The 23,327-nt window shown below is 39.1% G+C and carries 22 protein-coding genes; 8 read left to right on the top strand and 14 right to left on the bottom strand.

Going from position 1 to position 23,327, the window contains the following annotated elements; genetic code table 11:
- Positions 1-9: 9 nt before the first annotated feature.
- The 3 genes from J2S17_RS19820 to J2S17_RS19830 all read right to left on the bottom strand — a co-directional run bounded on the left by J2S17_RS19820 (position 10) and on the right by J2S17_RS19830 (position 2,310).
- Complete coding sequence (locus tag J2S17_RS19820) at positions 10-804, bottom strand: DUF1444 domain-containing protein (RefSeq protein ID WP_307477564.1); 795 nt, start codon at positions 802-804, stop codon at positions 10-12.
- Between the two features lie 160 nt (positions 805-964).
- Positions 965-1,279 carry a thioredoxin family protein gene (locus J2S17_RS19825; RefSeq protein WP_307477498.1) on the bottom strand — a complete coding sequence of 105 codons (315 nt, stop codon included), beginning with the start codon at positions 1,277-1,279 and terminating at the stop codon, positions 965-967.
- A 2-nt stretch (positions 1,280-1,281) separates the two neighbouring features.
- Positions 1,282-2,310, bottom strand: coding sequence for a PTS sugar transporter subunit IIC (locus J2S17_RS19830; protein ID WP_307477499.1), 1,029 nt, complete (start codon positions 2,308-2,310; stop codon positions 1,282-1,284).
- Positions 2,311-2,550: 240 nt separating this feature from the next.
- Between J2S17_RS19830 and J2S17_RS19835 the strand changes: the two genes are divergently transcribed.
- A complete protein-coding gene (locus J2S17_RS19835; protein WP_307477500.1) occupies positions 2,551-4,620 on the top strand; it encodes a methyl-accepting chemotaxis protein in 2,070 nt (689 codons plus the stop codon).
- 92 nt (positions 4,621-4,712) lie between these two features.
- Here J2S17_RS19835 and J2S17_RS19840 read toward each other — a convergent pair whose 3' ends face one another.
- On the bottom strand, positions 4,713-5,048 hold the full coding sequence (locus tag J2S17_RS19840; RefSeq protein ID WP_307477501.1) for a hypothetical protein: 336 nt from the start codon (positions 5,046-5,048) through the stop codon (positions 4,713-4,715).
- A 162-nt stretch (positions 5,049-5,210) separates the two neighbouring features.
- On the opposite strand from J2S17_RS19840, the gene J2S17_RS19845 reads away from it, so the two are divergent.
- The 4 genes from J2S17_RS19845 (at position 5,211) to J2S17_RS19860 (ending at position 10,594) form a co-directional block, all read left to right on the top strand.
- Complete coding sequence (locus tag J2S17_RS19845) at positions 5,211-5,657, top strand: YtoQ family protein (RefSeq protein WP_307477502.1); 447 nt, start codon at positions 5,211-5,213, stop codon at positions 5,655-5,657.
- 791 nt (positions 5,658-6,448) lie between these two features.
- A complete protein-coding gene (locus J2S17_RS19850) occupies positions 6,449-7,159 on the top strand; it encodes a glycerol-3-phosphate acyltransferase (protein WP_307477503.1) in 711 nt (236 codons plus the stop codon).
- The gene (locus J2S17_RS19855; RefSeq protein ID WP_307477504.1) at positions 7,140-8,744 is read left to right on the top strand and encodes an aminotransferase class V-fold PLP-dependent enzyme; all 1,605 of its coding nucleotides are present in this window, start codon (positions 7,140-7,142) and stop codon (positions 8,742-8,744) included. The genes J2S17_RS19850 and J2S17_RS19855 overlap by 20 nt, the downstream gene beginning before the upstream one ends.
- Positions 8,744-10,594 carry an LTA synthase family protein gene (locus tag J2S17_RS19860; RefSeq protein WP_307477505.1) on the top strand — a complete coding sequence of 617 codons (1,851 nt, stop codon included), beginning with the start codon at positions 8,744-8,746 and terminating at the stop codon, positions 10,592-10,594. The genes J2S17_RS19855 and J2S17_RS19860 overlap by 1 nt, the downstream gene beginning before the upstream one ends.
- Positions 10,595-10,725: 131 nt before the next feature.
- Here J2S17_RS19860 and J2S17_RS19865 read toward each other — a convergent pair whose 3' ends face one another.
- Together J2S17_RS19865 and J2S17_RS19870 are read right to left on the bottom strand one after the other, a co-directional pair.
- Positions 10,726-11,244, bottom strand: coding sequence for a DUF84 family protein (locus J2S17_RS19865; RefSeq protein WP_307477506.1), 519 nt, complete (start codon positions 11,242-11,244; stop codon positions 10,726-10,728).
- 57 nt (positions 11,245-11,301) lie between these two features.
- Positions 11,302-12,375 carry a M42 family metallopeptidase gene (locus J2S17_RS19870; RefSeq protein WP_307477507.1) on the bottom strand — a complete coding sequence of 358 codons (1,074 nt, stop codon included), beginning with the start codon at positions 12,373-12,375 and terminating at the stop codon, positions 11,302-11,304.
- Between the two features lie 233 nt (positions 12,376-12,608).
- Between J2S17_RS19870 and J2S17_RS19875 the strand changes: the two genes are divergently transcribed.
- Positions 12,609-12,920 carry a PepSY domain-containing protein gene (locus J2S17_RS19875; RefSeq protein ID WP_307477508.1) on the top strand — a complete coding sequence of 104 codons (312 nt, stop codon included), beginning with the start codon at positions 12,609-12,611 and terminating at the stop codon, positions 12,918-12,920.
- 51 nt (positions 12,921-12,971) lie between these two features.
- Here the strand turns inward: J2S17_RS19875 and J2S17_RS19880 are convergent, their stop codons facing one another.
- Positions 12,972-13,814: a YtnP family quorum-quenching lactonase gene (locus tag J2S17_RS19880; protein ID WP_307477509.1), complete on the bottom strand. Its 843-nt coding sequence runs from the start codon at positions 13,812-13,814 to the stop codon at positions 12,972-12,974.
- Positions 13,815-14,053: 239 nt separating this feature from the next.
- Positions 14,054-14,692 (bottom strand): tRNA (guanosine(46)-N7)-methyltransferase TrmB, encoded by a 639-nt coding sequence (trmB, locus tag J2S17_RS19885; RefSeq protein WP_307477510.1) that lies wholly within the window; start codon positions 14,690-14,692, stop codon positions 14,054-14,056.
- Positions 14,693-14,912: 220 nt separating this feature from the next.
- Here trmB and J2S17_RS19890 point away from each other — a divergent pair, with 220 nt between their 5' ends.
- Positions 14,913-15,191, top strand: coding sequence for a YtzH-like family protein (locus J2S17_RS19890; RefSeq protein WP_307477511.1), 279 nt, complete (start codon positions 14,913-14,915; stop codon positions 15,189-15,191).
- Here the strand turns inward: J2S17_RS19890 and J2S17_RS19895 are convergent.
- The 5 genes from J2S17_RS19895 to thpR form a co-directional block, all read right to left on the bottom strand.
- Positions 15,188-15,970: a phosphotransferase family protein gene (locus J2S17_RS19895; protein WP_307477512.1), complete on the bottom strand. Its 783-nt coding sequence runs from the start codon at positions 15,968-15,970 to the stop codon at positions 15,188-15,190. The genes J2S17_RS19890 and J2S17_RS19895 overlap by 4 nt on opposite strands.
- A gap of 329 nt (positions 15,971-16,299) precedes the next feature.
- Positions 16,300-18,459, bottom strand: a complete 2,160-nt coding sequence (gene pulA / locus J2S17_RS19900) for a type I pullulanase (RefSeq protein ID WP_307477513.1) — start codon at positions 18,457-18,459, stop codon at positions 16,300-16,302.
- A complete protein-coding gene (locus J2S17_RS19905; protein WP_307477514.1) occupies positions 18,443-19,402 on the bottom strand; it encodes a diacylglycerol/lipid kinase family protein in 960 nt (319 codons plus the stop codon). Before J2S17_RS19905 ends, pulA begins: the two co-directional genes overlap by 17 nt.
- 15 nt (positions 19,403-19,417) lie before the next feature.
- Entirely contained in the window at positions 19,418-20,395 is a 978-nt protein-coding gene (locus J2S17_RS19910; RefSeq protein ID WP_307477515.1) for an NERD domain-containing protein, read from the bottom strand.
- Positions 20,396-20,426: 31 nt separating this feature from the next.
- A complete protein-coding gene (gene thpR / locus J2S17_RS19915; RefSeq protein WP_307477516.1) occupies positions 20,427-20,990 on the bottom strand; it encodes an RNA 2',3'-cyclic phosphodiesterase in 564 nt (187 codons plus the stop codon).
- A 217-nt stretch (positions 20,991-21,207) separates the two neighbouring features.
- Between thpR and cysK the strand changes: the two genes are divergently transcribed.
- Positions 21,208-22,134, top strand: a complete 927-nt coding sequence (gene cysK, locus J2S17_RS19920) for a cysteine synthase A (protein ID WP_307477517.1) — start codon at positions 21,208-21,210, stop codon at positions 22,132-22,134.
- A 198-nt stretch (positions 22,135-22,332) separates the two neighbouring features.
- Here cysK and dat read toward each other — a convergent pair whose 3' ends face one another.
- Complete coding sequence (gene dat / locus J2S17_RS19925; RefSeq protein WP_307477518.1) at positions 22,333-23,202, bottom strand: D-amino-acid transaminase; 870 nt, start codon at positions 23,200-23,202, stop codon at positions 22,333-22,335.
- Positions 23,203-23,327 lie beyond the last annotated feature (125 nt).

The raw sequence follows: 23,327 nt of genomic DNA on the forward strand, positions 1-23,327 counted from the left end.
TCCACTTGATTACTTCTTCTTATTTTTACCCAAAATAAAGATAGGTTCAAGCTCTCCATCTTCATATATGAACGATAATGCAGTAATCGGTACACGTCCGCTTGCAAAGAAGCTCATGGTCATCTGTGCAAGAACATCGTAGCCTGTTTCATTTTTTATATCAGCCAAAATCAATACATCCTGGTGTGGTACAGCAACTGCCATATCACCTTCCATCTTCTGCTTCATCTCTTTTAGAAAAGCATCATTCAGAATTCTGCTGGCATCATAACCATCATTCTTATTTAAGAAGTAGAAAGTGTTACCAGCTACTTCGTCCTTTTTTAATGAAGTGGTTAGGGACCGAACATTAAAAAGTGCAGTCTCCTTTATTCGCTCATGCTGCCATCCCTCTTTATTCATCACTTGTTCATCAATTAATCGATACGTGTTGCCCAGATCAAGCGCATAATAAACCCTCGTTTCGGCTGTATGCTCATCAAATAAGAACGAAACACCATCTTGCGATTCAGACGGAAATGAAGTGGAACGAATGACCGGATATATATGTTTCTCTTGACCAGAGAACTGAACTTGACCTGTCATTGCTTCTAGTCCTTCTTCAACATAATATACAACCTCATCGATAGCATTTTCCTTCTGCTCATGCCACTTTGCTATAATTCCTGGTAATGAAACGGTAATTCCTTTACCTGTTTCTTTATTTTCAATGCGAAGCTGATCTTTCTCTCTATCAAAAGAAAACGAACGATTCTCTTTCGTTAAACGTTTTTCTAACTCTGCTTTCATCTTTTTACTATCCATTTTATTTTTCATTTTAGCCCCTCCTTTGCGGGGAAGAATTCCGTATACAGTTTACACTAAAATAAAGTTAAACAAAAGTGGAAGACCTTCACATCTTAATCGACAAAAAAAGCGGATCAGTCATTATGAGAAGACTGATCCGCTTTCATGTGAACGTGTTTTATGAAAGAGATCCAATAAATTGTTCAATCTCTTCTTGAGTTTTACGATCCTTGCTAACGAATCTTCCTAGCTCATTGCCATCTTTAAAGCCAACAAAGCTTGGGATTCCGAATACATCAAGCTTAATACAGAGATCAAGAAACTCGTCTCGATCAACATGAACAAATGTATATTCTTTATATTTCTCCTCTACTTCAGGCATGAAAGGATCGATGAAACGGCAATCTCCGCACCAGACGGCTGAAAACATAAAAATATGCTTGCCATTACCTTTCATTTGTTCAAACTGCTCCATTGATTCTAATTTTTCCATAATCATTTCCCTCCTATATTTAACCTCATATCACCAAATTTTATCCAGCCTTTTTTTCTCATATATTCTGATAATATCAAGCTAATCGCTGCTGGTCCAATTAAATGCAATATGATCACCTTTAACATTACAACAAAACTAAAACCCATTGCTGAAAAAGTCATAATTTGTCCAACCAGACCACTTGTGCCCATCCCCGCTCCTGCAGCAACATTCTCCATTTTAAAAATTAGTGTAGCAACAGGGGCTAAAATAATCCCAGCAACCGTCGGGGGAATCAAAATAAGCGGATTCTTAATAATATTTGAAATCTGCAGTTTGGATGTACCTAATCCTTGTGCTACTAATCCCCCTATTTTATTTTCACGATAGCTGCTAACCCCAAAGCCGATCATCTGAGCCGCACAGCCCACTGTTGCTGCTCCTGCAGCCAATCCATTTAAATCCAGCATCATGGCAATCGCAGCTGACGAAATAGGGCCCGATAGAGCAAAACCCATCAGCACTGCAACAATGATTCCCATCAATAGCGGTTGCTGATCTGTCCCCCACATAATAAGCTTACCTATTCCTTTCATCACATGATCAATCCATGGGCCAACCAAAGCTGCGACTGAATAACCAGTGAAAACAACTGTAAATGGAGTAACTATGATGTCCAGCTTCGTCTCATTACTAACAATCTTACCAACTTCTGTTGAAATCAGCGCAGCCACAACAGCACCAGCCGGACCGCCTAACACAGCCCCTGCTGATCCACTTAATAATGCAGAAAAGAGCACAAGAGGAGGTGCTTTTAATCCATAAGCAACCGCAACGCCAATGGCAGGGCCCATCAAGCCCATCGTCATTGTCCCCATTTCAACTAAATAAGATGCAAACACCCCTATTGCAATCTGCTCTCCTATTGTCTTTATGATTAAACCAATAATTAGTGATGCGAATAAACCTAGAGCCATATTACTTAAGGCATCAATAAAATAGACCTTAGGGGATAAACTGACCCCTTTTTTATTTAAAAAATCTCGCATACTGTTCCTCCCAATCATAAATGCTACAGTAGGCATACTCTTTGCCATTGTAGCCAACCCATACCGAGTCCAGACAATCATATCCTAATAACACTTTAATAGATTACCACATGTAAAGACAGATGTAATGAAAAATATTTGATCATGTCGGTTATTGTCAATATAGGTCATTAGCTCTATAATAATAGTCATACTAAATATTTAGAATATTACATTATATTTTACAGGGGGGTGACAGCTTTGAAAACCATACGCGGCAAGCTACGCATTATTTTATTTATGACCATTGGAGGGTTTGCTATTCTCTTGTTATCCAACTTCATCAACACGATGATACAGGAGAAAAGTCGCAAAGAAGAAGAAAAGATACAGCAAACAGTAGTTGATAGTAAAGAAATTAAATATCACTTGGCCATGACCAGGAAATTAGAACAGCAGTTTTTGCGGGCTCCTGATCAAGCAGGGGTTGAATTGGTTTCCGAATCTCTGGATCGTGTCAAATCTGAGGCGAAGTCGATTAGTGAAAAGCAGTCAAATACAAAAATGAAAGTTCTTTTCGACCAGGTTGATAGCATTTCCAATACGTATTTAGAACAATTCAAACAACTTGCAAAAATGTATGAACAAATAGGCTATCATAATACAGGCGGTCTTAAGGGCCAGATAGACAACGCGGCAAAACAAATCATATCATTGACCTCTTACTTAAATAATCCAAAAATCGAGGAGCAATTAAGCCTCATGCGCATGTATGAAAATCAGTTTGTTTCTGTAAAAAGCGAGGAATCCTACAAACAATTTACAGATGCAAGTGAAGTGTTTATAACTGAAATCAATAAAGACGGCAGTCTGGATGATTCAGCAAAGGAATACTTATCGAATAGACTATCACAATATTTAGATGCGATGGCTACCATCAATAGCTCCTATCTGCAAACCAATGAATTCATTCTTCAGTTCGACCAGCAAGCAGGAGCCATAGAGAAATTTGTCTCTACAGCAGAGCAAGAAGCAATAACCAATATGCATGCTCTTCACCAATCCATTGACCAGCAAAACAAATGGTTATCCTGGGGTATCCTTGCCATCAGCATGATTTTACTTATTACATTGTCATTAGTCGGAAATTACTTACTCAGCAATATATCCAGGTCAATTACACTATTAAAAACAGGCGCACATAAGATTGGTAACGGCGATTTGTATTATCGCGTGCCATTTAAAGGCAAGGATGAAATGACAGAGTTAGCTATAACTTTTAATCAAATGGCGGAGAAGGTACAGCAAGCTTTTTTACATATACTTGATTCATCTTCACAAGTACAAGGTTCTTCCCAAGTACTAGCAGCGATATCTGAAGAAACAAATGCTCAATCAACTGAGGTCAATGCTGCCATTAAACAAATCGCATTAGGGGCAGAAGAGCAATCCTTTGAGCTTGAAGAATGTATGGTCGATATCAGTAAGGTAAAAAAAGCGATTTCTCATACAGAACAGCTTGGCCAGGAGATTTCATCTGATGCTTCCTTAGCAGAACTGGAAGGACAAAATGGGTTAGAAACAATCACAGAGCTCCAAAGAGTATCCGATCAATTCTTATTGCTATCAACCGATGTGACTAATAAAGCAGTCGAGGCATCAAGACAAACTTCGAGCATCTCTACAATTATTGGCACCATACAGGATATTGCCGATAATACGAACCTGCTGGCATTAAACGCAGCGATTGAGGCAGCTAGGGCTGGTGAATCTGGAAAAGGATTTGCTGTCGTAGCAAAAGAGGTCAAAAAACTAGCAGAACGCTCTAAAAACGAAGCCCAGGAAATTCAAACATTAATCACTATAATGAACAATAAAATGAATCAGCTCATGATTGAAGCCGACAAATTTAATTTATATAAAAAGCAGCAAGCAAATTCGGTGCAGCAAACGAAAACCGCTTTTGAGAACATCGTAATTAATGTGAAGGACATACATGAAAAAACCATCATCATTGAGGAAGCGGTCAATCACATCCACCAAACAAATGATTATTTGACTGAAAGAATAAAAGGCGTTTCAGCAGTTTCTCAATTGTCAGTTACTTCATCGGAAGAAGTATCTGCCTCCAGTGAAAATCAGCTTGAAGCAATTGAAAAAGTCAACCTTTCAGCTGTCGAGTTAAGTAAAATTGCTAATGACCTGCAAGCTGAAGTTAGCCAATTTAAATTAAGGTCGAATGGCGAGGAGAATCCCAGCATCAGCCTACCTAAATCCAAAATGCTGACTTTAGAGCGGTTTAAATTTCGATTAAAGAAGCGAAAAAAATAATGATCTAAACAAATTTTTTTAGACGCAGGGTTCAAAACTCTGCGTTTTTAAATAATGCCTTCTATATACTCTAAGCATTCCGATATTCGCACTTATTTTATCTTCACAGACTTAGCAATTTCCATCATCACCCTTGTATCTTCCACCATATTTTTTGTTTTGGATTGTGCAGTCAGTTTTACACCGCCAATTCCAACTATCAATTCATTTGTCTGATCGTCATTTGCCTTCATTAACAAAAATCCAAAGCTTTTATCATCACGAAAATCATCATTCACATCATATTCAGTTTGTTCTATTGCTGTATCGTAAACCCCTTCACTATCATATGCTTCATGGTGATTGTAAAAAAGCAAATAGGTGCGTCTGCCTTTTTGTAATAATAAATTATTTGATTTTTCTCTTTTGATTTTATATCCTTTTGGCAAATAATAAGCAATAAAATCATTCTCTTGGTTTACTTCGTTTTCAGCTTGTCACAAAAACTCATCTTTAAAATCAGACTTGTATTTATTTTCATATACTATCGTTACAACTATTCAAGCGAAAATGATAAAATATGAAAAAAGCGAATAAAGGGAGTGTATATAATGGAATTAAACGTATATTTAGCAGGGGAAATTCATTCTAACTGGCGCAGTGAAATAAAAGAGAAAGCTAAATCACTTCAACTGCCCATTCAATTTTACGGTCCAATGGAAAATCATGATCGTTCAGACTTTATTGGCGAAGAGATTTTAGGGGAACAGCCCAATGCAATCTTTCGAGACGATGCCGCTTCCAGCATTAACAATTTACGCACAGAGCTGCTCTTAAAAAAGGCTGATCTCGTCATCGCATTATTCGGAGAAAAATATAAACAGTGGAATACAGCCATGGATGCAAGTGCGGCCATCTCACAAGGAAAACCGCTTATTCTTATTAGACCTGAAGGACTGCACCATCCGTTAAAAGAACTTTCCAATAAAGCAAATGTAACAGTAGAATCCGTCAACCAAGCCATCAAAGTCCTTTCCTATATCTTTGACAAGGAATAATGAAAAGCGAAAGGGCCTCGACCAGCCCCGACAAGCATAAGACGCAGTGGAAATGAAGGGTGATCTTTGCCTTCAATTCCACTGTGGCTTATGACCTCGAGGGGCTAGGACCTGTAGCTAGACATGAAAAGCGAAAGGGCCTCGATCAGCCCCGACAAGCATAAGACGCAGTGGAAATGAAGAGTGATCTTTGCCTTCAATTCCACTGTGGCTTATGACCTCGAGGGGCTAGGACCTGTAGCTAGACATGAAAAGCGAAAGGGCCTCGCTCAGCCCCGATAAGCATAAGACGCAAAGTGGATGAAATGAAACCAATAAGACATAGAGATTAAATATAACAAACACGGTCTAAAATATATTTTTGAAAAGGGGTAGCTAACTGGCTGCTCCTTTTCGATTGGAGTCATGATGTTGTAATGAATATTTATAGTAAGTACTCTCAAATGATCCGATTCAGAAGTGACATAAAGAGGGAATGGTGGATGAACAGAAGCAATGTACATGTAACTATCCCTAAGTAGCAGGAGGTACCAAGCCACCTCGCTTTGGTAGCCACTGTACCATTCCTAAGTTTAACTTTTTTATAGATAAATACATTAATAGATCACCCTAGAAAAATAATCGTGTTCTTTATGAATTTGCTTTAATTGTCAGGTTACATTGGATAAAATGGAAACAAGAATTCAATTTTTTCAATTTTTTACAGTTGTCCAACTCCAGCACCAAGCCCTCGATGTCAAATAACCTCCACCAAAAAAGTCCAAGAGCGACTTTTTCCAGGTGGAGAACATTTGCTTGTTTGGGCTGAACAAGGGGCTTGTGCTTTTCTAGTAAGACAGCAGGCCGTTTTTTTTACTTACCAATGCGTAAACAAAATTAGATCGGAGCGGATTGAAGTTATGCTATACGTCCTCATATTTGTATTATCCTATGCATTTGGGTGTGTGAATGGCGCATATTATTTAGGGATTATGTTGAAGGATAATGACATCAGACAGTTCGGCAGCGGGAATGCTGGGGCCAGGAACGCCGGAAGACACTTAGGGAAAAAGGGTTTTGTTATCACAGTCATCATAGATGCTGTGAAAGTATTTTTAGCTTTACTGATTGCCAATACACTATTTGGCAATAACGAATTTGCACTAATAATCGGTGGTTTCGGTCTGCTGCTTGGACATATTTGGCCTGTACAGCTTCAGCTCCGGGGTGGGAAGGGTGTTGTTGTATTCCTGGCTGCTGCCCTTTATCTGGAGCCGTACACAATCCTTGTGGCAGGGATTGTCCTGGCTGCGGGTTTTATTGCTGCTAGGCGGTTCACGGTTCCAGGGTTGATTTCCATACTATCCATACCTGTAACCGCATACCTATTGGGTAACTCCCATCAACTAGTCATTGGTTTGTCGTTAATGGCTGGTATCGTAATATTCATGCACAAACCGAATCATACATCCAAAAACAACCTCAACATACAGGAGAGTGAACATGATGGAATTCATTTATAAAATTGCCACTAATCAAGATGAACACGACCAGATTTATCAGCTTAATTATAAAACATTTGTAGAAGAAATTCCCCAACATGCTCAGAATGAACAACAGCGATTGATTGATAGATTCGATGATGAGAACACATATATGATTGCCAAACGGAATGATGAAGTGGTTGGTATGATTGCGGTTAGAGGAACACGTCCATTTTCCCTTGATTTAAAATTAGATGATTTAGATGAGCTTCTTCCAAAAGAGGCTCGTCCTTGTGAAATCAGGCTTCTCTCAGTTAAGGAAAACCTCCGGAAAAGTCCGGTTTTTTATAAATTATCCGAGCTGCTCGTAAGCTACTGCTTAGAGCATGGTTATAACATGGCCTTGATTTCAGGGGTTGAAAACCAAATACCTTTATATAAAAAAATGGGTTTCATCCCTTTTGGGAAGATGGTTAGAACGGGAAAAGCGAGATTCCAGCCGATGTATCTCACAAAGGAGCAGTTTGAATCATCGACAAAAATGTTCAAACGAGCGATGACAAGGATATCCAAGTCTAAAAAGCCTGTTAGCTTTTTACCAGGCCCTGTTCAGATGCACCCGGCTGTGGAAGAGGCTTTTACCCTTCCTTCGGTTTCGCACCGAGATCAAGTCTTTGCTGCTGAATGTAAAGAGGTACAAAAAAGGCTATGCCGGCTGACAGGGGCAAACTATGCGGATTTAGCAGTGGGGACAGGAACACTTGCCAATGACATTGTCGCTGCCCAATTACAATCGCTGAGTGGAAGTGGACTTATTTTGGCAACGGGTGAATTTGGCTATCGTCTAATTAATCACGCATCCCGGTTTCATTTAAAGTTCCATACGATTGAAAAGGATTGGAATGAACCTATTAATCTAGGTGAAATCAGGCAGATGCTTCTGAGTAATCCTGATATCACCTGGATATGGACAGTTCATTGCGAAACTAGCACCGGATATGTTTATGATTTGGCAGCCCTTGAATCATTATGTCATGCTGCAGAGGTTGAGTTATGCGTAGATGCCTGCAGCTCTATTGGAGTCATTCCGGTTTCTTTTCAGAACCTTTTATTTGCTACAAGTGTAAGCGGAAAGGGGCTGGGGTCCTATCCCGGTTTGGCTATCATATTTCACCGTGATCCAATCAAGAGCAATCCCAATATTCCGCGATATTTGGACTTGGGCCTCTACCATGGCAGCAATAGTGTCCCCTTTACCCATTCATCCAATTTGGTAAAGGCATTGCATGTAGCCATGGACCATCTTAATTTCTTGATTATAGAAAAAAATGCTGCCTCACTGAGGATCTTCCTCAAAAAGGAGAACTATCTATTGGCAGGTGACGATTTTTATTCACCTGGAATCATTACGATCCAATTGCCCGCCAGTCTGTCTTCAAGAAAGTTAGGAGACTACTTAAAGCAAAAAAACATTTTCACAAGCTATGAAAGCCACTATTTATTGAAAAAAAATTGGCTGCAAATTTCTTTAATGGGCCATCACAGCGAGGAAGAATTACAAATCCTCCAAAAAGAATTAGTGTTTGCGAAGGAAGCCTTCACTGTTAAAAGCGAGGTACTATAATGCGATTCAATCATCGCTTCAGCGCCAAACATGTTATTCTGTTGGCGCTGCTATGCATGTGGGTTAAAACAGTTGCTGTTTCCTTTGTTGGGTTTGAATTGCCGGCCCATTCTTTGGCAGATGCACTTGTGATGCTCATAAATCCAATCGGATCCCTTTTGCTTTTAATTGGAGCCAGTGTTTTTTTAACAAAGACTGTAAATATGAAATGGCTTCTCTTTTCCATGCTTCTCCTGACCGGCCTGATATATGGGGATCTCCTTTATTACCGCTTTTATATCGATTATGTAACGGTGTCCATCTTATTTCAATTTAAAAATGTAGGAGGGATTGGACCAAGTACCTTCGAACTGATGAGCAGCTGGGATTTATTATTATTTGCAGATATCCTGATTATCGCCTGGGCTTCAAGAAAAACAACTATGCCTCGGGAAACAGTGAGCAGGAGAACGAAGGGCCTATACTTTTCCATAAGTGCAACCATCCTTATCATAAATGCTGCAATTGGCTTGATCCACTCTCCTCACCTTTTTACAGCCTCGTACAACCGGGAGCAGATGGTCAAGGCAATCGGCCCATTTAACTATCATCTCTATGATATTGCAACAGGAGTCCGTCCTTCTATTGACCGAGCGATGGCCACTCATTTGGATACGGGGAAAATAGTAGAATATATATCAGAAAAGGACGAAAAGAAAACGGAACTGTTCGGAATTGCCAAAGGTAAAAATATTGTTATGATTAGCATGGAATCAACTCAAAACTTCGTCATCAATCAAAAGGTAGGAGGTAAGGAAATCACCCCCTTCCTGAACGGCCTAATCAAGGAGAGCTTCTACTTTGATCAAGTTTATGACCAAACAGCGCAAGGAAAAACATCTGATTCCGAATTCATGATAGATACAAGCTTGTATCCTTTATCTGGAGGCTCTGTATTTGTCCGGCGCCCAGATAATGTCTTTAACAGTCTCCAACAACTTTTAAAAGAGGAAGGCGGATATTATTCAGCAGCCTTTCATGGAAATGATGCATCGTTCTGGAATCGCGAGCAAATGTATGAAAGCTTGGGCTATAACCGATTCTTTTCGAAAAAAGACTATCAGGTTACAGATGATAACTCGATAAATTATGGCATTAAGGACATCCCGTTTTTTGAACAGACGGTCACACATATGAGTGATTTACCAAGCCCCTATTTTGCCAAGCTGATTACACTAACCAATCACTTTCCTTTTCTGCTAGATGAAGACGAACAATTTATTTCCATGGCTAATACCGGTGATGGCGTTGTAAATCGCTATGTAACGACCGTAAGATACCAAGATGAGGCCATTAAGCAATTGTTCGACCAGCTCAAAAGTGATGGAATGTATGAAAATACGATATTTATCCTGTATGGGGATCATTATGGCATTTCAGAAAAATATGAGACTGCCTTAACTGATTTCCTGGAAAATGAAGAAAGCCCAATCAACCATACATTATATAAGCAAGTGCCTGTCATCATCCATATTCCAGGTTTAGCAGGTGAGACAATATCCACTCCTGGCGGAGAAGTGGATATCCGGCCAACCTTATTGCATCTATTAGGAATTGAATCCGAAAACCTAATGTCTTTCGGCCATAATTTGCTTACCAGATCAAACAGACACCCCGTCGTGTTCCGTGATGGGAGCTTCGTGAATGATAAATATGTGATGCAGAATAATATATGTTATAAAAAAGCAACTGGCGAAGCGATACCTGAGAGTGAATGTGAAAAGTCTGCAGAAATCGTCAGGGATGAATTACGTTTATCCGATGAAATTATTTATGGGGATTTATTGAGGTTCATGAAGATAAAACAATAGATATAAACAAATAATTTCAAATGGAAAAACGATGACTTATGGTCATCAAGAGCTGCAAATTGACTGTTCTATTTGCAAATAAATCCAAATCGCCAAGGAGTTTTAGCATAGTAAAAAGGAGATAGTACACGCTATCTCCTTTTTACATGTCTATATTCATATTGACCCAGCAAAAGCTTTGCCACATGGGTAAACATGTCAGCCCGATTGATTTGTCCATTCGTAAATACACCAATTGCCCCTTCGTTATGGCGGATATTTTGCTTTTTTGCATAATCGTCCATAACTGGACCTAGCTCTTCACCTTTTACTAAGCGATCGGCCACTTCTTCAGGCAGTAGAATTCTAGCACCTCCAGCGATAATTGGGGGTTCATCCTTTTCAACTAATGCACCCCAATTGCACAGAAATAGCCCGTTTTCTGTCTTCTCAACTCCTCCTTCTAGACCTATACCAATCTGACCCTCACCTGAATAAAGAGCATCAGCAGCACGATTAACAGCTCCTTTAATCGTTTCAGCATCCGAAAATGGTTGCTCGGCTACACCCGACGGTATATCCATCACTATGAACTCAGCTTTATATTGGCTAAAAATAGTTTCTATCGCCTTAATCTTCGCTGGATTTTTTGAACCTATAACCACTCTCATCTATAAGACCCCTCTTTTTAGAAAAAGAGACAGCTCAGAGCTGTCTCTCATTTTTCTTTAGCTATTTTGGCGAATCGTTTCAACTGTTGTGCGATCCAATGATTTGATAATCTTCACAAGTAATTCCTTCGCTGCAGCGTAGTCATCTACATGAACCATCGAAGCATGTGTGTGGATATAACGTGAGCAAATGCCCACAACCGCACTTGGCACGCCTTCATTGGATAAGTGCACGCTTCCTGCATCCGTTCCACCTTGAGAAACAAAGTATTGATATGGAATATTATTTGATTCAGCTGTATCTAGAACAAACTCTCTCATCCCGCGATGAGTGACCATGGAGCGGTCAAAAATTCTTAACAGCGTCCCTTTGCCAAGCTGGCCAAATTCATTTTTATTACCCGTCATATCATTTGCAGGGCTAGCATCAAGCGCAAAGAATAAATCCGGGTTAATCATATTTGCCGCTGTTTTTGCGCCTCTTAATCCGACTTCCTCTTGGACCGTTGCACCTGACCATAAATTAATTGGAAGTGTTTCATCTTTTAATTCTTGCATAAGCTCAATTGCTAATCCGCAGCCATAGCGGTTATCCCAAGCCTTTGCCAATATTTTCTTTTCATTTGCCATAGGAGTAAACGGACAAATCGGCACCACTTGCTGCCCTGGTTTAATCCCAATTTTCTTCGCATCTTCGCGATCATCTGCACCAATATCAATCAGCATATTCCCGATTTCCATCGGTTTATTTTTCTTTGCATCATCTAATAAATGAGGAGGGATAGAACCAATCACTCCAATGACCGGACCGTTATCAGTGATAATTTGGACTCTCTGTGCCAACAGCACCTGGCTCCACCAGCCGCCTAATGTTTGAAAGCGGATCATCCCATTGTCTGTTACCGAGGTTACCATAAAGCCAACTTCGTCCATGTGACCCGCAACCATGATCGTTGGGTCTTCTTCTTTTCCCCGCTTCACACCAAAAATACTGCCAATCTTATCCTGGACAATTTCATCTGCATATTGGCTTAATTGCTCACGCATAAAGTTTCTGACTAGATGTTCATTTCCTGGTGCGCCCGGTAGCTCTGTTAATGTTTTAAAAAGCGCTAATGTGTTTTCATTCATGATTACCCACTCCTTTTTTTGTCCTGCTCATAATTCACTTCATATGTATAGATTTCATTTTACAGAACTTTCTTACTGGTTGCCACCATTTATCCGATGGCAATCAGTTTTTAATTTAACCGTTTTTTGCTAAGATAAGAAAGAAGATTCTAAAAATGAAACCATTAACCATAATTAAATTCATTTTGCTTCATCAGTTATTCCACTTATTTTCAACCTACGGAGGTGCAATTATGAATTGGAAATCATTTGTATTAGGAATTGGTCTAGGGCTAGCCGGTGGTTATATTACTAGAGAACTACTTTCTGAAAAGATTGAAGTATCACCAGAAAAAGCATTGCACAATGCAAAGGCTGCCTTTAAAGAGGTTGGTTCCATTAGTGGCTCTTGGATACATATGAAAAAAGAACCCTATGAGAAAGGCCAACTTCACTACGAAGTTTATAAAGGCGGAATTTCCAGACATACTGGCGAAGAAGTGAAACAATATGAGTTCATAGCGGACGCAAAAACGGGTGTGATCTTAGATGCATATCCTCTTTAATCAGCTAAAAATAAACGACTTACATACTAACATGTAAGTCGTTTTTTTATCTTATTTTTCTCTCTCAATGGTGGCAGCAATCTTTTTGCCATCTTGCTCCCATTTGACCGCTCGATAAATCGCATCATGGTAGAATAAAAACCAAGCATTCTTTTCAAGACCAATCTTCATCCACTTTTGCTTAGCAGAAATGGAGTCCATCGGATAATCATCAAACGCAAGAACCCATAGAACATTTTGATGAGCATGGGTCGGCATGATATCAGCCATATGAATCAACAACTGTTCCCCAGTTTCAATGACTAGAATAGAGTGCCCGTCACTATGACCGCCTGTATGGACCATACGGATTGGGCCAAGCGACCATTCACCTTCAAAAATTATGACCTGGTTTGTTATTGCCTCCCAATTTTCTTTCCAATATGTATTCCGAGAACGGATATTTGGATTTCTCATTTCATCCCATTCAATCTTGGATGAAACAATTTTTGCATTCGGAAAAGCGGAAACAAAACCATCATTCTCCTGTTTGGTAAGCCCGCAAGCATGATCAAAATGCAGATGGGTCATTAGTATATAATCAATATCTTCAGGTGTAAGACCTAAAGATTGTAAATCCTCATCCACCTTTGATTCTTCCAGTGCTCCATAATTGCGCTTCTGTTTCTCATCCATCTTATTATTACCTAAGCCGCTTTCAACGAGAATATTCTGCCCTTCCCATTGAATTAAGATTGGATCCGTACGCAGCTGGATCTGATTGTTATCATTGCTTGGATACTTTCTTGACCATAGAGGCTTTGGCACAACGCCAAACATTGCTCCCCCATCCAAATGGGTTACACCCCCACGCAACCAAGTAAATTTTAAATCATCAATTTGTAAGGTCTCCATTATGTTCCTCCTTAGCTCTCGCATCTCACCTTTATTCTACCATTTACATATATAGTTGATGAAATATTAAGAACTTTCATTCGAAAAATGATACAAAGAGGTTAGTTGCTGTAATTCCCATTTATTTCGATTAGATGGATCATAATAATATTTTTTCAGTGATTCACCAATCCTACAGAATTTACCAGCCAATTATTCATCAAAAAAATCGCGTATGCCTCAGCACACACGATTTTTCTCTATCTATATTGAACCTCGCAGCGAAAAATACGGCTGCCCTTTTTAGAGAATTTCTCTTCATATTCTGTCATGATATTTCCTTCATACTCGCTTTTATGGAGGTCAAGGCTTACATACGTTAATAGCATGCCATATTCTGAAAAGCTAGTAAGCGAATATTCAAATAATCCCTGGTTATCGGTTTTAAAGTGGATTTCACCTTTTTCCGGCAGGATGTCTTCATAAAGAGATAGAAAATTTTTGTATGTTAGTCTTCGTTTCGCATGGCGCTTTTTTGGCCATGGGTCAGAGAAATTCAAGTAGACCCGGTTGGTTTCGTTCTTGGCAAAAATATCGCGTAAATCCTCAGCGTTGATATTCATTAATTTCACATTTGGCAGTTCTTCTTCAATAATTAACTCCAAAGCTGAGACAATGACGCTCTCTGCAAGCTCTATACCTATATAATTAATTTCTGGATTTTGCTTGGCCATTCCCGTAATAAAACGGCCTTTACCGGTCCCGATTTCAATATGAATTGGGTGGTCGTTACCAAAATACTCACGCCATTTACCTTTATTGCTTTCAGGGGAAGCGATGACGTATTGAGGGTTTTCAGCGAGCATATCTTTCGCCCATGGTTTATTTCTTTGTCGCATAATGACACTCCTATAATATTTATCGTTCAAAACATATCATGTTCAGTCAGAAGCGCGCAAGCTTTTGCAGCCAACTTCTTTACTATATTTTTTTCCGGTGCTAAATGTAAGCTGCCAGTTTTCGTTCAATCTTTCACATATGCATAAAATATGAAAGGAATCACAACCTAAATGTGATTCCTTCTTCATCTATCAATTTCAATAAGAAAGGATGTTTTTTGTGCCAATTCGCCTACAGGACCAATTATGGTTATTAAAAGATATATTAAATAACCATCAAAGCGATTGCTGCGGATCCATATCTGAATGCGAGCAAGTAGAACGGTTAGTTAAATCCTTAATGACCCAAAATGACCTTAAGCAAGATTTAAAACCCATATTATTAGAAGTATATCAATATAGTCAAAGCGGAATTCAATCTAATCACTTAAATCAACATATTGAGTCGAGCCGAGAAGAGCTTTCCCAATGGGTGAATGGTATGAATCAGTTGACTTAATCTAATGACAGCATTCTTCCTAAGCTTTGAATGAGATTATTCATTTCCGAGTAACGAAACTTGCCTTTATGCCATTGAATTGAATCCAAGGTTTGAGCAATGACATACCATTTCATTCTCAGTCTTAAATCATCCGTAAGTTCAAGTCCATAACGCTTGACCCAGTCTGACCATTCATCAACAGGTATATAAGAATATAAAAGCGTACCCAAGTCAATGGCTGGATCACCGATCATTGCCCCATCCCAATCAATCAAATAGAGCTGATTATCCTCTGTGAGTAGCCAATTATTATGGTTTACATCACAGTGACAGACGGTTTTCTCTTCACAATAAAGGCTTGAAACCTTCCCTTTTAAAAAGTGAATAGAGTTTGCAATGACATCCTGATCTATTAAATCACGATCCATTTCCTTTAAAATGCCTTGGAGAACAGTTTCTGGATCAATTGCTGACTTGCCGAGTCGAGTCAGCATTCCTAGCAGCGGCTTAGAAGAATGGATTTTTTTCAGAAGCCGAGCTACTCGCTCATTATTCATTTCAAATGCCTTTAATTCACTACCATTCATCCATTGTTGCGCAGTAAAGACATCCCCATTTTCCATCCTTTTTGTCCATACCAGCTTGGGGACAATACCTTCAGCAGAAAGCACAGCTAGGAAAGGAGAAGAATTCCTTTTCAAGAATAATCTTTGTTCCTCATGTTGAGCATAATAAGCTTCTCCAGTTGCTCCACCAGCTGGGACAATCTCCCAATCTTCCCCGAAAAAATTTTCCAAAATAGTTCACCTGCAATTTACTATGCCATTTGCAAAACAGCTGTATTAAGAAAAGCAATCACCTTAATCAAGTTGACCAAAATAAGACGAGTACAAGAAATTCAGTACAAAGTACACCAGCAATCCCCTAGTTTAAAGAGTATCATGCACGACCTTGCATCGTACAGACTGCTTGTACTCCTTTATTAAAAAAGCATGTTCATCATGCCTATATAAATAATTTATTCTTTTTTCTTAAAATAAAAAAAGCTATTGATACAAAAATCCTACAATAGCTATCTTTATAAATTTTATCTCGTAATGGCTTTTTTAGTCAAGTCATCTTTTCGCTAACGATCACATTGTATAAATACTTGGATACTTAATGCCTTTATCGTTAATTCATTTTTGCCAGCGTATGAGTGGATTGGCTTTATTCCAGCTTGAACTTCATTAGCAAGTAACTGCCAACCTCCTCCCGGCAGGATGAACCCTGAATCTTTATTAGTTGGATTTAAATAAACAATGATTTTCCCTTCGTATCCCTCACCTTGTAATAGGAATGCAACCATTGGTTTTTCAACGTGAAGAAAGGTCATCATGTCTTTTATTTGATTCGCATCGGTCATTCTAAAAAGCGGATATTTTTTCCGAAGTTGAATGAGCCCTTTCATATAATCAATATTTCCCTTGAATTTACTTCTCGCATCCCAATCAAGCCTATTTATATGATCTGGGGATTTATAGCTATTACCATTTCCTTGTTTCGTACGAAAAAATTCTTGGCCGCTATGGAGGAATGGAATACCTTGAGCAAGTAATACAAGCGACGTTGCTAATCGATGTCTGCTTTGCTTTATTTTATCTGATTCATGAGGAAAACAAACGTCAATTTTATCCCATAAGGTATGATTATCGTGCACTTCTACATAGTTGACTGTTTGTATGGGATGTTGAAATACACCGTGCTCACCAATACTTCCCTTTACCACTTGCTTGACTGCATCATAATAAAAATCATTTCCTAATGCATAGCCTCTATCATATAAATTAAAGGTATTACCCTTTATTGTATCTCTAAACCAATCATTAAATTGTGCAATTCTTGGCATTTGTGCTTGATTACTTATATTCGCCTTTCTATCCGGATTGATTGGTGTATTTAAATCCCAGCCTTCACCAATGATTAATATCGACGGACTGATGAGGTCTGCTGCCTCTCTCACTTTATTCATTGTTTCCACATCATGGATGCCCATCAAGTCGAAGCGAAAACCATCAACATGATATTCTTTTAGCCAATATGTGATCGAATCTACAATGAACTTTCTTACCATCAGTCGTTCTGAGGCCATATCATTCCCAACACCTGTGCCATTCGAAGGCATTCCATTTTCATCATGCCTAAAAAAATAGCCTGGAACGATTTTTTCAAAAGAAGAACGCTCCCGCATGAATACATGATTATAGACGACATCCATAATTACTCTTATACCCTCTGAATGGATGGTATCAATCATTGCCTTTAATTCGATTATTCTACTATAAGGATCAGATGGATCTATAGAGTAGCTTCCTTCCGGCACATTATAATGCAAGGGATTATAGCCCCAGTTGTATTGACCATCCTTCTTTCTTTCGTCTACACCTTCAAAATCATTCATTGGGAGAAACTCGATATGAGTCACACCGAGTTCCTTAATATAGGAAAGACCTGTTGATAGCCCATGTTGATTTGTTGTTCCTAGCTCTGAAGCCCCTAAATACGTCCCCTTATTGCAAGCTCCGCTTTGTTGATGAATCGTCAAATCCCGAATATGCGTTTCGTAAATGATGCTGTCTGTTGGCTGATTAAGGTGAGGCAAAGCCCGCTTTTGCTTTTTTGTTTTTTCCTTATCGATAATGACCCCTTGTTTTCCATTCACTGTTACAGCTATGGCATATGGATCAACGGCTTCTCTCCATTCTAAATTTACGCAAGTATGATAGGTATATCTCCATAAATCCAAGTCGCCTTGTTCAGTAATCTCCCATACCCCTTTATGACATCTCTTCATGTTTACTTTTTTCGATACGCTTTGAACAGGTGATTGCAGGAGGAGCTTTACGTCAGTCGCAGTCGGTGCCCACAAGCGGAAAAGAGTGTTTGAGTTTTCATAAGAGACTCCAAGTTCTCCTTCGTAAAAAAAGCTTTCATCAAACGCTGATGTTCTAATCACAGCGCCTATTTGCAAATCTGTCTTTTCGCCATGCTCATTCATAATCCAATATCGATTGCCAAAAATGATTTCTTCCTCGACAGAGCATATATATTTTTTGTTATTCTCAATCTCGATAACACCGATTATATTTAAAGGAGTTTGGACACCCGCATGGATTAAAGTGAAAAACGCTGATTGCCCGTGATGATTGTCAAATGGCATCAAGATCGTAATTAGTTGCATTTCGTCCAAATATGAAAAAAAGCTTCTTTTAATAACATGCAAAAGGGGTTCAGCTCCTTTTTTCATTTATTCTTCCTGAAGATAACGCGACAATATTCGGTTTGATAGAAACGGCCATAGGCGTTTGACCAATTAATTCTCCATCAGCATGTGTATATAAAGGCGAATTAGCACCTATTGTAATGACTGTCCCTGTATAGGTCAGAACTTCTTTATACCTCACATGATTCCCTTTATATACAGATGCAAACAATAGTAAAAACCTTATTCTTGATAAATGATGTACCACAGTGATATTTAATAAACCATCTCGCGGTGAAGCGTTTGGTGAAATCTTCATGCCTCCGCCAAAATATGGCTGATTTGAAATTGTAATAAACCAAACCTTCTTGAACCTATGCTCACGGCCGTCAATAATGACCTTTAATTCAGATGGCTGATACGCTAACAATTCTTTTAAAACAACAATCACGTAAATTAATTTCCCCATAGATAGCCGATTAAAAACACGTTTCAATTTAGATTGATTGACCTTTTGTGCAATAAGCGCATCAAAACCACAACCCATATTATTAATAAAGCAAGTCAGTTTCTCCTCTTTATCTTGAATGACCCCTACATCAATCCAATCTACTTTACCATTTATATTTTGAATGATATCAAGAAGTGCTTGTTGCGGATTTTTAGATATCGAGAACCCACGTGCAAAATCATTTCCCGAACCACATGGGATGAACGCGATTTTAATATTTGCATACCCGCATATTCCATTAATTATTTCATGAATCGTTCCATCGCCACCGACTGCAACAATAAAGGCTTCTTCTCCGTTCGCTTCCACAGCTAGTAATTCAGCAATATTTTTTGCATGGCCATGATAGGAAGTAAAGAAAGCTTTATACCCAACACCGCTCTGCAATAGCTTTTTCTCCAGCTTTGACCATACCTTTAGGCAATATCCGTTTTGGGCTACTGGGTTAATAATAAAGTTAACCTCTGCCAGCTTCATTGGACCCTACCCCATTTATTCATTGAACGATTCCCACTCAAGTCTAGGATAGGATGTACTATCTCCATATTGCAGCAAGGCTTGAGCAGATTTTAACTGGATATTCTTCAAAGGCGAACGCGCATTTCTCATTCGCGTAAACCATTCATCGTATTTTTTTCTATCAATCAGTTGGATAGCCAATGGCACAGTAGGATAATCTATATATCCATTTCTGCATAGGACTGCTTGTTTTACTGGTAAATCAATCTCATGTTTACGGAGAACTTGCTTCACAATTTTTTCTGTACGACTTAAAGCAATCAGCGGATTCAAGACCTTTTTCTCTCTCTTTTCCTCCTTAGCGAGCCAGAAATGTTCCGTTGACCCTGTATAAACAGTCATATGATCCTCCTCCAAGAAGCTGATACACCATACTTCTGTCGGTGTCACAATGATATTCTCAGCTGCAACCGGGGCATTTTTAAACTTGAAAATCGGTTGATATAAAATGAGATATGTATCTGGAAACCTTTGCAACAGATACTTTAATCTTTCCTCATAATAGTACTTGCGGCTGACATCCGATTTCTCTCTTAAAGTTGAACTTGCCCACTTCATTTGGAAGCGGAATAATTGGTCAAGAAATTGCTGTTTCAATTCCAGGATGGATTCAGGCTTCACTGTAAAAACAGCTTGAAAGTCGAGGATATCTTCTTGGGTCGTATGAACATCTTTACTTCCATCAATGACATCTATTTTGCCAGCGTCATTTTCCTTTTGGGTTTTAGAAATAAGCCCCTTGATTTTCTCCTTAAAGGTACGTTTTTCATCCATATACTCTTGAGCCGCTGCCTCCTGTTGCTGGAATTGTTCCTCAAATTGGTTCCCATCCCAGCTCTGTTGTAACTTACTCCATTGCTGCTGTTTAAGCCTTACAAATCTAGAAGGATATAAAAATATATTGTGTTCGTAGCGCGAAACATAATCTTGTAATTTTATTAACTGTCCCATTCCTCAATCCTGCCTTATGATTTCATTTTTATTACTCATTAGTGAGCGGAATTATAGCTATTTTTTCATATTTAGGAATCTGATCTAAATGAGTTCTATACAATACTACTTCATTTACCATAAAGGAAAGACCTTCATCAAAATATTTGCCGCCTTCGATAAAATGCTCTTCTGTCGACCATTTGCGAGCAAGTGTAATATGAGGGGTGAATGGCCTGGTCTCGAGCTGAAAACCAGCTGATAGGCAACCGGAAAATACTTGATTTCTCAAAGAAATCAACTGTTCATTATGTTGTAGGTCAGCCCATAAAATGCGTGGTGAATCGGCTTTTCCAAAAGTTCCAAAATGTTGAATGACAGCATTAAACTCGTGCGTTTCTTGTATATTTTTCTTTATGGTTTCAACGGCTGTATTTAGTTTCTCTGCAGTTGCTGCACCAAGAAAGGCCAGCGTAATATGATAGTCCTCATGATGAACCCATTTTTTAAAAGACATATCAGTTCTCATTCTTTCACATTGCTCTCTTAAAATCAGTTTCACTTCCTCAGGCAGACTAACGGCGAAGAAAAAGTGAGCCTGTCGACAGTCATTCACATCCATTCACTCCAGTCAGTTATTCTTATTATTCATTTTATCAAAGAATTTTCAAAAAGCAGAAGGAACAAATAGTCCATAAGCCTCATTCCCCGATTTTTCACTCTTATTTGAAAGCTATAGTTCAAATGATTTGATTGGAGCAGCCTATATTGGATACGATAAATATGATATAAATAAAACATGACTATTGGATACAATGAAAGGAAGAGAATATATGAAGGTTGTTGAAAATCTTGCAGATTTAATTGGTGATACGCCCTTAGTTAAATTGAATCATCTTGCACCAAAGGATGGGGCAGCCATTTATGCAAAGCTGGAGTTCTTTAACCCTAGTAAAAGCGTGAAGGACCGCGCTGCTTATAATATGATTATTAAAGCCGAAGAGGCAGGCTTCTTAAAGGAAGGCTCAACTATCATTGAGCCTACGAGCGGAAATACAGGCATCGGACTTGCAATGAACGCAGCTGCCCGTGGATATAAATCCATTCTTGTCATGCCAGATACCATGACACTAGAAAGAATCAACTTATTAAAAGCATACGGTGCTAAGGTTGTACTTACCCCTGGTGATGAAAAAATGCCTGGTTCGATTAAAAAAGCAAAAGAACTCGCAAAGGAAATTCCAAATAGCTTTGTACCCATGCAATTTGAAAATGCGGCAAACCCAGATGCACATCGCACGACTACTGCGGTGGAGATTATCGATGGGATGAAGCAGATTGGCAAAGAGCTGTCAGCTTTTGTTGCGACTGCTGGGACAGGGGGAACAATTACTGGAACCGGCGAAGTGCTGAGAGAACACTATAAAGATTTACATGTACATGTAGTTGAACCAAAAGGCTCTCCTGTTCTCTCTGGAGGCAAACCAGGCAAGCATAAGCTCGTCGGTACGAGTCCCGGTTTTATCCCTGACATTTTAAACACAGATGTGTATGACGAAATCCATCAAATCAGCGATGAAGAAGCCTATGATACAACGAGAAGGATGGCGAGAGAAGAAGGCATTCTCGTCGGTCCATCATCCGGTGCTGCTTGTTATGCTGCCATACAGGTAGCTAAAAGACTCACAACTGAAGATGTTGTCGTATTTATTGTTAGCGATACTGGAGAAAGATATTTATCTAGTGACTTATTTAAATAAAATACCGCTAAAAAAACACTCGGTTCCCGAGTGTTTTTTTGTAGCGATCATAGTGTGGTTTCGGACTGTCTGGTTATTTAGTTGATATGTTTAATTTTTTATTGATATATAGATTTTTATCCGCCAAATATACACTTTACTGTCTTAATCTCTAAAAAAAGCAGACGTGCGATTAGTCACACGTCAGCTATCATCTCTTTATTTGATTGATTCTTTCAAACTTCCGCATTCTGCTTCGATCTCTTTATCAAATAAGGCTTGAATTTTTTTCGTAACTGGTCCTGGTTGGCCGTTGCCAACCTGTTTGCCTGCAATCTCCACGATCGGTGTGATTTCTGAAGTTGTGCTGGATAGAAATACTTCATCCGCAGCATCCAAGTCAGACAATGTGAATGGTTCTTCTACAACAGGAATATTTCCTTTGCCGCAAACTTCAAGCACCTTTCTTCTCGTAATCCCATTTAGAATTAAGTTGTCCGCATGGTGTGTGATCAACTTGCCATCTTTTATGATTGAGATATTAGATGAGCTTCCTTCAGTAACTGTATCTCCTCGATGCTGAATGGCTTCATAGCACCCGGCAGCCACCGCTTCCTGCTTCGCCATTACATTACCAAGCAGGTTTAAGCTTTTGATATCACAAAGCAGCCAGCGAATATCTTCCTTTAATATCGCTTTAACGCCATTTTCTAAATTCGGAATAGGTCTTGCCACTTCTTTTGTGTAGGCTACTAAAGTATGCGGCACAACCGGATTGGGATAAGGGTGATTTCTTGGTGAAACCCCTCTTGAAATTTGCATATAAATCGTGCCAAGCTTCACTTCGTTTTTCTCAATTAACTCGGTCAATTGTTTTTTCATGTCTTCAACTGAATAAACAAGTTCCATCCCAATTTTCTTTGCGCTAAGCACGATACGTTCAAGATGTTCCTGTGCGGTAAACATCTTTCCATTGTATACACGGATGACTTCGTACACACCATCACCAAATTGATAGCCACGGTCTTCAATATCTAGTCGTGCTTCTGAACGTTCAATCAAGTTGCCATTTACGATGACGTAATCCATTTCCCCTGCATCTCCTTTTAAGAAAAGCGCCGAGCGCCCTGCTCAGCCCAAAGACTAGTATAAGACGAGCCTCACAGAAAGGTGTTACTTACCTTTTTGAGAGAATCCCCCTAGACCACCCGTGG

It is taken from the genome of Cytobacillus purgationiresistens, from assembly GCF_030813235.1.
GTDB lineage: Bacteria > Bacillota > Bacilli > Bacillales > Cytobacillaceae > Cytobacillus > Cytobacillus purgationiresistens.

Excerpts from the sequence above, each read along its gene's own strand:
- J2S17_RS19865 (WP_307477506.1), bottom strand. The coding sequence starts at position 11,244 with ATGAGAGTGGTTATAGGTTCAAAAAATCCAGCGAAGATTAAGGCGATA.
- J2S17_RS19845 (WP_307477502.1), top strand. The coding sequence starts at position 5,211 with ATGGAATTAAACGTATATTTAGCAGGGGAAATTCATTCTAACTGGCGC.
- J2S17_RS19825 (WP_307477498.1), bottom strand. The coding sequence starts at position 1,279 with ATGGAAAAATTAGAATCAATGGAGCAGTTTGAACAAATGAAAGGTAAT.
- dat (WP_307477518.1), bottom strand. The coding sequence starts at position 23,202 with ATGGATTACGTCATCGTAAATGGCAACTTGATTGAACGTTCAGAAGCA.
- J2S17_RS19820 (WP_307477564.1), bottom strand. The coding sequence starts at position 804 with ATGGATAGTAAAAAGATGAAAGCAGAGTTAGAAAAACGTTTAACGAAA.
- J2S17_RS19855 (WP_307477504.1), top strand. The coding sequence starts at position 7,140 with ATGATGGAATTCATTTATAAAATTGCCACTAATCAAGATGAACACGAC.
- J2S17_RS19830 (WP_307477499.1), bottom strand. The coding sequence starts at position 2,310 with ATGCGAGATTTTTTAAATAAAAAAGGGGTCAGTTTATCCCCTAAGGTC.
- pulA (WP_307477513.1), bottom strand. The coding sequence starts at position 18,459 with ATGAAAAAAGGAGCTGAACCCCTTTTGCATGTTATTAAAAGAAGCTTT.
- cysK (WP_307477517.1), top strand. The coding sequence starts at position 21,208 with ATGAAGGTTGTTGAAAATCTTGCAGATTTAATTGGTGATACGCCCTTA.
- trmB (WP_307477510.1), bottom strand. The coding sequence starts at position 14,692 with ATGCGACAAAGAAATAAACCATGGGCGAAAGATATGCTCGCTGAAAAC.
- J2S17_RS19860 (WP_307477505.1), top strand. The coding sequence starts at position 8,744 with ATGCGATTCAATCATCGCTTCAGCGCCAAACATGTTATTCTGTTGGCG.
- J2S17_RS19875 (WP_307477508.1), top strand. The coding sequence starts at position 12,609 with ATGAATTGGAAATCATTTGTATTAGGAATTGGTCTAGGGCTAGCCGGT.
- J2S17_RS19910 (WP_307477515.1), bottom strand. The coding sequence starts at position 20,395 with ATGGGACAGTTAATAAAATTACAAGATTATGTTTCGCGCTACGAACAC.
- J2S17_RS19880 (WP_307477509.1), bottom strand. The coding sequence starts at position 13,814 with ATGGAGACCTTACAAATTGATGATTTAAAATTTACTTGGTTGCGTGGG.
- J2S17_RS19870 (WP_307477507.1), bottom strand. The coding sequence starts at position 12,375 with ATGAATGAAAACACATTAGCGCTTTTTAAAACATTAACAGAGCTACCG.
- J2S17_RS19905 (WP_307477514.1), bottom strand. The coding sequence starts at position 19,402 with ATGAAGCTGGCAGAGGTTAACTTTATTATTAACCCAGTAGCCCAAAAC.